The following is a 9,956-nucleotide window of genomic DNA, read 5'->3' on the forward strand; positions in this document are numbered from 1 at the left end:
GCTCGTCGGAATCGGCGGTTTCGTTGGCGAGCAAAAGAACTCGGTGCGGTTTCGTCGGCGGGACCTCCGCCGCCGCAGCGCCCCGTCGGGCCAGGAACCATCGGTTCGCGAAGTACAGCGCGACGACCACCGCCCACGAGAGCAAGCTCAGGAACAGCTGCGAACGCGAATCCGATCGGATGCCCATCTGCGCGAGGATCGCCATGATGCCAACCACGGTGAAGATCGACAGTCCCGGGAACAACCACATCTTCACGCGCAGGTGCGCCGACCCGAGGCGATAGCGCAGCACCACCTGCGAAATTCCGATGAGGCAGTAAACGAACAGGATGATCGCCCCGCTGGAGTTGAGCAGAAACGCGAAGATCGTCTCGGGCGAGGCCGCGGCTGTGACGACACACAGGAATCCGACGACCGAGGAGACGAGGATCGCGACCGCTGGGACACCGCGGCGCGTGACGGCGACCAAATGCTTAACCGCTTCGCGGCGCGCGGCCAGCACGAACAGCATCCGCGACGCGGTGTACATGCCCGAATTGAGGCAGCTGAGCACCGCGCTCAGTACGACGACGTTCATCACGTCATCGGCGTATGGCAGTCCCATCTCGTTGGCGGCGGCCACGAACGGTGACGAGGCGACCGAATCGTCGTTCCACGGCACGATCGTCACGAGCAGGAAAACGGATCCCACGTAGAAAATGGCGATGCGCAGGATGACCGAGTTCGCGGCCTGGCGACCGCGCGTTTGGGGTCGTGCGACTCCGCGGCTGCGATCTTCGCTCCGGCGATCGCCTCGAAGCCGACGATAATCACCCAGAAGTACCAGTACAGCCAGCCCATCGAGAACCCAGCCCAGCCGCCGAGTGCGTTTCGCGCGTAGTCCGCGAACGATCCGGTCGACGGATTCGCCACCGCCATTTCGGCGAGCATGCGCATGACCATGATGATCAAGAAACCGCACATCACGTAGGGACGAATGTGGCTGGCCCGGTTGCGTCGATGACCACACCCGAGCCGACGAACAGTCCGGCGCCGATCACGCCGCCGCCGACGGCGATCATCCTGAGCCGGCGGTCCCCGAGCCCTTCTTCAGTGTGGGTGTCATACCCATAGAGAAATAGTTCCCCGCAAACGAGAACGATGCGCGCGGTAACGCGAACTTTCGCGTCAACGACGGCCCATCGGTCGAGCCCAGGCGGTGCCGGGCGGGCATATGCTCGAAAGGCCCAGATCCGACCGGTAAACACACGTGGGCGGTCATATTGGCTGATTCCGATCCGTTCGCCACGCAGCGCGAGGTCCCGCCGCAGGATTTCGCGCCCGAATTGCGCGATGCGGGTTTCGGCGACCCCAAGGAGATCGGCCGGGGCGGGTTCGGCGTTGTGTATCGCTGCCGCCAGGTGTCGCTGGATCGGTTTGTCGCGGTCAAACTGCTCACCGCCGATCTCGACGAGGAGAACCTGGAGCGCTTCCTGCGCGAACAGCGTGCGATGGGCCGGCTGTCGGGGCATCCGAATATCGCCAACGTCCTCGAGGTCGGCACGACTGCGCAGGGCCGGCCCTTCATCGTGATGCCGTTCCACGCGAGGGGCTCGCTCGAAACCCGGATTCGCGACGGCGGTCCGCTGTCGTGGCAGGCCGCACTACGGCTCGGGATCAAGCTGTCCGGTGCGCTGGAAACGGCCCATCGCAACGGGATCCTGCATCGCGACGTGAAACCCGGCAATGTGTTGCTCACCGAATATGCCGAACCACAGCTCACCGATTTCGGTATCGCACGGGTGACAGGCGGTTTCGAGACCTCGACCGGAGCAATTACCGGATCGCCTGCCTACGCGGCGCCGGAGGTACTCAAGGGTGCCGCGGTAGGTCCCACGGCCGATATCTACGGCCTCGGCGCCACGCTGTTCTGCGCGCTCACCGGACACGCGGCCTTCGAGCGTCAAGAGGGCGAGAAGGTGGTCGCGCAGTTCCTGCGGATCACCTCACAGCCGGTGCCAGATCTGCGGGGTGGGGACATTCCCGATGAGGTGGTCTCTGCGATCGAGCACGCCATGGCGGGTGCACCATCTCAAAGGCCGGGTAGCGCTGCGGATTTCGGCGAGGAACTCCGCGAGGTCCAGGTTTCGTGCGACGAGCCGGCCGACATCGTGCCGCTGCCAAGCGATCTCGACGTGGCGCCGAGGTCTTCCGGGACGGGCGGTCCGCGGACTGGCCGAACCGGGCGATCACTGTCGACGACGCCACCGCCGACGCCTGCCACGAAATTTCGCCCGCCGGAGTCGGCTAAGTCGTTGGTCGGACGGCCCCGACTGCTCGAGACACTGCGCGCCGGTGGCCAGCGACGCTTGATCGTGATCCACGCGCCGTCCGGTTACGGCAAGAGCATTCTGGCTTCGCAATGGCGGGATGTGTTGATCGGAGAGGGCATCCCGGTCGCGTGGCTCACCGTCGACGGTGATGACAACAATGCGGTCTGGTTCCTGGCCCATCTCGTCGAGGCGATTCGCCGGGCGGGTGCGACCGCGGGGGCGGGCCTGCGCGATGCGCTCGAGGAAAAGGGGTTGGACGCCGAGCGATTCGTGCTGACAACACTCATCGACTCCCTGCACGAGCAGGACGAACGCGTTGCCGTTGTCATCGACGACTGGCATCGCGTCGACGACGCCGAAACCGTTGCAGCGCTTGGGTTCCTGTTCGAGAACGGCTGCCATCATCTGCAGATCATCGTCACCACGCGGACGCTGCACGGTCTGCCGCTGAGCCGCATGCGGATGAGCGACGAGTTGGTCGAAATTGGTGCCGAAGCAATACGTTTCGAAGTTCCGGAGTCTCGGATGCTGCTGGTGGAACTCGGCGGGCTGGCGCTCGACGAAGGCGACATCGCGGCGCTCACCGGGTCGACCGACGGCTGGGTGGCGGGCTTGCAGCTGGCGTCCCTCTCGCTGCGGGGGCGCGGCAATGCAGGCGAACTCATCGAACAGCTCGACCGACACCAGGGCATCGGCGAATTCCTTGCCGAGGATGTTCTCGATGGGCTCGAACCGGAGGTGCTGGAGTTTCTGCTCGGCACATCGGTGACTGAACGGGTGTCGGGCGCGCTCGCGTCCGCGCTGGTGCCGGGCAGTTCGGGCCAGGCCATGCTCGAAAAGCTGGAGGAGCGCGGGCTTTTCCTGCGTCGCGTCGACGAGACCGGCCGCTGGTTCCGCTACCACCATTTGTTCTCACAGTTCCTGCAACATCGACTCGAGCGTGACAACCCGGGCCGGTTGGAGGAATTGCACCGCGTCGCAGCAATGTGGTTCGCCGATCATGGAACGCTGAATCGGGCGGTGGACCACGCACTTGCTGTGCGCGATCAGAAGTTGGCGGTGGAGCTGGTCGAGCGCGACGGAATGGCATTGCTCGAACGGGCGCGAACCTCGACATTGCTCGGCATCATCGACAAGCTGCCGCCGCACCTTGTGCAGGCGAGCGTGCGACTGCAGATGCTGCTGGCATGGGGCAATAACGAACTGCTGCGAAGGGCGCCAGCCCGGGCCGCATTGGATCGTGCGCACGTGCTGTTGAATCGCGGTGAGTTGAGCGCATCCGAACGCGCGGATCTCGAGATCGAGGCACATGTCATCGAGGCCGCGGCGAGGTGCTATCAGGATCAGGTTTTCGGTATCGAGGGACTCATCGCGGAGTGCCTGGCGCGGCCCGATTCACTACGGCCATGGGTCGTTTCGGCGGCAGCTGACCTCGCCTGTTATGCGGCGGTGTACCGCTTTGCCTTCGATGATGCTCGCCGGATGCAGGATTGGGCTTTGCCGTATCACGAGCGCACCGGCCACTACGGCCTCGTGTGGAGCTATTGCATGACGGGCATCGGGGACATCGAGGAACTCGATATCGCCGGGGCGGAAGACAAGGTCCGGACCGCGCTGCGCATCGCGGTGGAATCAGGTGGGGCGCATTCCTTCACCGCGCGACTGGCGAGCGCATTGCTCGGCGAACTTCGCTACGAGCAGGGCGCACTCGACGAGGCGCGAGAGCTGCTGGAGGAGACTTACGCACTTGGCTCCGAATCCGTCGACTTCATGGTCGGACCCTACGTGATCGGTGCCCGAATCCTTGCGCTGCAGGGTGATCGCGATGCAGCCGCGCAACGGCTCGACGAGGGGAACAAGATCGCCGCGGATCTCGCGCTCCCACGATTGCGGGCGCGGGTGGACAACGAGCGAGGGCGGCTGAGTCTGCCGAATTCGCACTGGCCGCCGCCGGTCGTGGACTATGACGATCGCCGTGAACCTGCCGACGGCGTGGACGCCATCACGATTCAATTCGACGAGTTCACAGCGATCATGGAACTGCTGCAGGACGGCACCGAGGCGGGTATCGACCTTGCGCTCGCCTGGGCCACGGATTGGGTCGATTCCCTGCGTGGCACTGGGCGGTACCGGGCGCTGCTGCAGGCCAACCGATTGCTCGCCGCGTGCCTGGACGCGGCGGGTCGAGATGAGGAAGCAGAGTTCGTGCTCGCCGTTGTGGCGTCGCAATGCGCGGAACGCGGCATGAACCGGTTCGTACTCGATGGGGGACCGCCCATCCCGGAGCTCATCGCACGGATGTGCCAACGCCGTCTCGATGGTCGATGGGACGAGAGTTGGCCCGAGCTGCCCCGGGCATTCGCCGCCGAACTGTTGTCGACCTCGACCGGATAGGCGCCTTGACCTGGCGCTACATCGGCCGAAGTGGAACACAGCTCGTGCCCGATCGAAATGAGACGTTGGTCTCGTCCTGGCCTCGGTCGTGCCGGAGTGTGGTTTGCTGGGTGACGGTCAAAGGTTTTTCTGTGTTCGTAATTCTGCGCGCTCGAGACCTGCGTTTCTTCTCCAGCGCGATTCTTCGCAACTGCTGTGAGTGGCAACTGACCCGACGGCAGGAGAATCTGCCGTCGTCAACGGTAAGAGGAAAGAAATTCAATGGCACAGGGCACGGTCAAATGGTTCAACGGTGAGAAGGGCTTCGGCTTCATCGCTCCCGCTGATGGATCGAGCGACGTCTTCGTACACTTCTCCGAGATCCAGGGCAGCGGCTTCCGCTCGCTGGAGGAGAACCAGCAGGTTGAGTTCGAGGTCGGCCAGGGCGCAAAGGGCCCGCAGGCGACCAACGTTCGCGCTCTCTGAGGGTTACACCCAAGACTAGAGGTCTGATGACTGTCCCCCGGCACCAACGGTGCCGGGGGACAGTGCATTTTCGGTGCGCTATGACCGCCCAACTTCCGCAGCGGCCTCGTCGCTCTCGTCGTTCGGCATCACGAAAATCGTTCTGCCACCCAGCAATACGAACAACGCGAGAATCGCCGAGACGGCGACGCACACCACTGCGCAGATGTGCAGACCGTTCGTGAACGCGACTTGTGCGGCATCGACGAGGCGCTCTCCCAGATCCTGTGGCAGATCCGTGGCAACGTGCAGGGCCCCAACGAGCGTGTCGCGGGCAGTATCCGCGTCTCGTTCCGTCAGGTCGGCAGGCACGCCGGCTTCGATCTGATTGCGGTACACCGCGATTCCGATGCTGCCGAACGCGGCAATGCCCAGCGCACCACCGATCTCGGCGGAGGTCTCCGAGATTCCCGCGGCTGCTCCGGCCCGCTCCGGTGGCACCGTGCCGATGATGATGTCGTTGGTGAGGGTGAACAGCGGAGACGTGCCGAGCGAGAAGGCGACTTCGGCGACGATGACCTGCCAGATACCGGAGTCGGCACCAACCCCGAGCAGCAGCGCGAAACCGGCGGTGGCAAGCACCAATCCACCGCCGATCAACCATGCGGGCGGAATCCGACGCGCCAGCAGTGGCGTCACGTTCGACCCGACCACAAACGCCAGCGACGAGGGCAGCGCCCAGAAGCCTGCCTCGAGCGGTGACATGCCGAGCGACAACTGCAGGTACTGCGGGATGAACAGAAACCCGCCGAACACGAGCAGGACGCCGATCCCATACGTCGCGGTCGCGGCCGTGAACGCGGGGTTCCGGAACAGCCCAAGGTCGATCAGCGGGTCCGGTAGCCGGCGCTGCCGACGCACGAATACACAGCCGAGCACGACTCCGATCACGACGGCGACGATGGCATCACCGGAGACCCCCGACTGAGCGAACTGTTTGAGTCCGTACACGACGGCGAGAATCGCGAGGAGCGAGAGCGCGGCGCTGACGACGTCGACGCGGCCGGCATTCGGATCCCGATACTCCGGCAGCAGCCGGGGGCCGAGTACGAGCAACGCGATCATGACAGGCACGTTGAGCAGAAACACCGCGCCCCACCAGAAATACTCGAGCACAACGCCACCGAGGACCGGCCCAATTGCTCCACCGAGCGAGAAGCTGGTGACCCAGATTCCGATCGCCCGCGTCCGCTGCCGAGGGTCGTCGAACATGTTTCGGATCAGCGACAGCGTTGCCGGTGCAAGAGTTGCCCCCGCGAGGCCGAGAATCGCACGGCTGGCGATCAGCATCTCGGCACTGGTCGAGAACGCCGCGAACACCGATGCGACTCCGAACGCGGCCGCTCCGATCAGCAGCAGGCGACGCCGGCCGAGCCGGTCCCCGAGGCTGCCCATGGTGATGAGCGAGCCGGCGATCATGAAGCCGTAAATGTCGATGATCCATAACAGCTGCGCGCTGCTGGGCGCCAGATCGGCAGTCAGCGAGGGGAGCGCGAGGTGCAGCACGGTCAGGTCCATCACGTAAAGCACGCAGGCCAGCGCGATCACAGCGAGCCCGAGCCACTCCCGGCGCCCGGCGCGGGAGTGAACTCGTTGTTCGGTAATGGCGCTCATGGTGGTCCTCGAAATTCGCGGCAGGTACGACGCGGACTCCGCCACTGTCGCTGCTACAAACTTCACCACGATGGGCTGAGCGCGGCAATTGATTTTCGCTGGTACGGCCCGCATTGAGGGTGTGACCAGAGATACCCCCATGGGTATTTGCATACCCCTCGGGGTATATGCCATCCTGGAATCAACAGAGACGGCGACGTGCCAGTGGAGGAGGAGCGCGATGATTCTCGAGCAGTACTACATCGAGTGCCTGTCTCACGCGTCGTACCTGGTGGGCGACGAGACCACGGGGCGGGCGATCGTGGTGGATCCACGGCGCGATATCGGCGAGTATCTCGCCGACGCCGACAAGTACGGTGTGCGCATCGAAGGCGTGATCAACACCCATTTCCACGCCGATTTCGTGTCTGGGCATCTGGAGTTGGTAGCCGCGACGGGCGCGTGGATCGGTTTCGGCGAGGCTGCCGAGACCGAATACCCGATCCGGCGACTCGCGCACGGTGAGCGCATCAGCCTGGGCGAGGTCGAGCTCGAGGTGCTGTCCACCCCCGGGCACACCTGGGAATCAATCAGCCTGGTGGTTCGCGAGCACCCCAACGCAACCCCGGCCGCGGTGCTGACCGGCGATTCATTGTTCATCGGCGATGTCGGCCGACCCGATCTCGCCAACCTCGGCGAGGGGAGCAGTGCCGATCTTGCGCGTGCGATGTACCACACCATTCATCAGACGCTTCTCGAACTGCCGGACTCGGTGATCGTGCTGCCGGCCCACGGTGCCGGCTCGTCGTGCGGCAAGAACCTGTCCGCAGAGCTGACGTCCACGATCGGCGAACAGCGGCGTAGCAATCCGTCCGTGCAGCCGATGGACGAAGACGCCTTCGTCGCGCTGATCACGGACGGACAGCCGGCGGTGCCCGCGTACTTCTCCGCCGACGTCGCACTGAACAAGGCCGATCGCCCGTTGCTCGACCAGCACCGACTCGTTCCGAAGGTCACCGCCGACGAGCTGCGCGCCGAACTCGCCCGCGGGACGAAGGTTCTCGATGCCCGCACGCCCGACGCCTTCGCCGCCGCGTATCTGCGTGGGTCGATCAATGTGGGATTCGACGGTCGCTTCGCCGAGACCGGCGGAATGGTTGCCGATGTCGGCGAGAAGATCATCCTCATCACGTATCCCGGCGAGGCCCAGGAAGCGGCAATGCGGCTGGCGCGCATCGGTTCCGACGGTGCCGCGGGATACTTCGCTGCGGGTTCTGGCGGCTTCGGTCCCGAACTGGCCGATCTGGTGCGACAAGCCCCGCGGACCACAGTGACCGAACTCGCCGATCTCCTCGTCACGGATGCGGTCACGCTGGTCGATGTCCGCAATCCCGGCGAGCGTGAGTCCGGCGTGATTGCGCAAGCGGTACCGATCCCGTTGGCGCAGTTGCGTTCGCGTCTCGGCGAGCTTCCAGCCGACCGGCCGATTGTGGTGCACTGCGCGGGCGGATGGCGGTCCAGCGTGGCCGCGTCGCTGCTGCGCGCGCATGGACTCGATAACGTCAGCGACCTGATCGGTGGCTACAACGAATGGGCGCAGCACGCGCTGGCGAACTGACAAAGAACTTCGAAGGAGGCGACTGAAATGTGTTACCCGGTTCCGTGTGGCAAATGCGGCAAGACGACCTGGGACGGCTGCGGTCTGCACGTCGACGAGGTGATGGCGAACGTGCCTGCGGCCGAACGCTGCACGTGCACCGAGCAGTCAGCTCAGCGATAAGCCGTAACCGAAAGGAATCACCATGGTCGGCGACGAAGACAGCATCGCTCTGGTTCTCAATCGGCTTCGCCGTGCGCACGGCCAGCTGGCCGGAGTGATTTCGATGATCGAGCAGGGTCGCGACTGCAAGGACGTGGTCACCCAGCTCGCCGCCGTGTCGCGCGCGCTGGACCGAGCCGGGTTCAAGATCGTTGCCGCGGGCCTGCGCGAATGCATGGTGGGTGGCGCCAACGGCGATGAGCCGATGACCGAGGCAGAGTTGGAGAAGCTCTTCCTCGCGCTGGCCTGACCGACGACAGACGCAAGACCGAAGCAGCAAAGGGTGAGTCGTTCGTGACGATCGTGGTTGCGCTCGCCCTCGGCGCGGTAATCGGGGTTTTGCTGGGGTTGCTCGGCGGTGGTGGATCGATCCTGGCCGTCCCGGTGCTCGTGTTCGGTCTCGGACTCGACGTCGAGGAGGCCATACCGATCTCGCTGATTGTGGTCGGTCTGGCCTCGGCGGTGGGCGCGCTGCCGAAGATTCGCGCGCATCAGGTCGAATGGCGCCTCGCCGGAGTGTTTGCTGCTGCGGGCATTCCGGCAACCTTCGTGGGCGCCGCGATCGGCCGACTCCTCCCGCAATCCGTCGTCCTGATCGGCTTCGCCGCCGTGATGGTGACGGCCGGCCTTCGCATGTTGCAGGAGCGCGGTGAGCTCGGAACCTCCTGCAGAACAGGTGAATTCGGCGTCAACTGGCGACGCTGCGCACCGCGCGCAATCCCGGCCGGGTTCGCGGTGGGCCTGCTGACCGGACTGTTCGGCGTCGGAGGCGGCTTCCTCATCGTGCCCGCCCTGGTCTTGATGCTCGGCGTCGAGATGCAGATCGCGGTTGGGACCTCGCTGGTCATCATTGTCGCGAACTCGGCTGCGGGTTTGGTTTCCCATCTGAGCGAAACAAGCATCGATTGGGGGATCACCGCAGTGTTCGCCGGTGCCGCGATTCTCGGATCGCTCATCGCGGGCCACGTCGGGATCTGGGCCGACGTGATCCGGCTGCAACGGTGGTTCGCTTACCTCGTCTTCGTCGTCGCCGGGTACGTCGTGATCGACACGCTGTTCGTGCACTGAGGGCATTCCCGTCATGGGGTGCTGAGTCGTTCGACCCTGCAAGAAGGGGCTAAGGACCCGTTCCGCGGGACGTCGCGCGCGCCACACTTGAACCGGGGCCGGTCAACGGAGGCGCGTGATGTCGAAGAATTCTCCCCAGCAACGCTGGTTTATCAGCGATCGATACGCGGACAAGGCACCGCTTCCCCTTACGCAAGCACTTCCCGCGCTCGCACGCTGTGTCGTCGAGTCCATCCGCCTGCTCTCGTCACGCAGATTGCGTCAGC

6 protein-coding genes and 1 pseudogene are annotated in these 9,956 nt (G+C 64.7%); 5 read left to right on the forward strand and 2 right to left on the reverse strand.

Going from position 1 to position 9,956, the window contains the following annotated elements; genetic code table 11:
- Positions 1–1,111, reverse strand: a pseudogene (locus tag A8G08_RS26670) (amino acid permease); the annotation flags it as partial.
- A gap of 151 nt (positions 1,112–1,262) precedes the next feature.
- Between A8G08_RS26670 and A8G08_RS12610 the strand changes: the two are divergent.
- Both A8G08_RS12610 and A8G08_RS12615 read left to right on the forward strand, forming a co-directional pair.
- Entirely contained in the window at positions 1,263–4,706 is a 3,444-nt protein-coding gene (locus A8G08_RS12610; RefSeq protein ID WP_068274258.1) for a serine/threonine-protein kinase, read from the forward strand.
- 261 nt (positions 4,707–4,967) lie between these two features.
- Positions 4,968–5,171, forward strand: a complete 204-nt coding sequence (locus tag A8G08_RS12615; RefSeq protein WP_068274259.1) for a cold-shock protein — start codon at positions 4,968–4,970, stop codon at positions 5,169–5,171.
- 78 nt (positions 5,172–5,249) lie between these two features.
- On the opposite strand, the gene A8G08_RS12620 is transcribed toward A8G08_RS12615, so the two are convergent.
- Positions 5,250–6,824, reverse strand: coding sequence for an MFS transporter (locus A8G08_RS12620; RefSeq protein WP_068274260.1), 1,575 nt, complete (start codon positions 6,822–6,824; stop codon positions 5,250–5,252).
- Positions 6,825–7,044: 220 nt separating this feature from the next.
- On the opposite strand from A8G08_RS12620, the gene A8G08_RS12625 reads away from it, so the two are divergent.
- The 3 genes from A8G08_RS12625 to A8G08_RS12635 all read left to right on the forward strand — a co-directional run bounded on the left by A8G08_RS12625 (position 7,045) and on the right by A8G08_RS12635 (position 9,690).
- The gene (locus tag A8G08_RS12625; protein WP_068274262.1) at positions 7,045–8,421 is read left to right on the forward strand and encodes an MBL fold metallo-hydrolase; all 1,377 of its coding nucleotides are present in this window, start codon (positions 7,045–7,047) and stop codon (positions 8,419–8,421) included.
- Between the two features lie 184 nt (positions 8,422–8,605).
- Positions 8,606–8,872 (forward strand): metal-sensitive transcriptional regulator, encoded by a 267-nt coding sequence (locus A8G08_RS12630; protein ID WP_068274264.1) that lies wholly within the window; start codon positions 8,606–8,608, stop codon positions 8,870–8,872.
- Between the two features lie 44 nt (positions 8,873–8,916).
- The gene (locus tag A8G08_RS12635; protein WP_068274266.1) at positions 8,917–9,690 is read left to right on the forward strand and encodes a sulfite exporter TauE/SafE family protein; all 774 of its coding nucleotides are present in this window, start codon (positions 8,917–8,919) and stop codon (positions 9,688–9,690) included.
- Positions 9,691–9,956: the final 266 nt, after the last annotated feature.

It is taken from the genome of Aldersonia kunmingensis, from assembly GCF_001646865.1.
Lineage (GTDB): Bacteria > Actinomycetota > Actinomycetes > Mycobacteriales > Mycobacteriaceae > Aldersonia > Aldersonia kunmingensis.

Bases quoted from the DNA above. Each gene is read 5' to 3' on its own strand.
- A8G08_RS12615 (WP_068274259.1), top strand. From the start codon at position 4,968: ATGGCACAGGGCACGGTCAAATGGTTCAACGGTGAGAAGGGCTTCGGC.
- A8G08_RS12620 (WP_068274260.1), bottom strand. From the start codon at position 6,824: ATGAGCGCCATTACCGAACAACGAGTTCACTCCCGCGCCGGGCGCCGG.
- A8G08_RS12625 (WP_068274262.1), top strand. From the start codon at position 7,045: ATGATTCTCGAGCAGTACTACATCGAGTGCCTGTCTCACGCGTCGTAC.
- A8G08_RS12630 (WP_068274264.1), top strand. From the start codon at position 8,606: ATGGTCGGCGACGAAGACAGCATCGCTCTGGTTCTCAATCGGCTTCGC.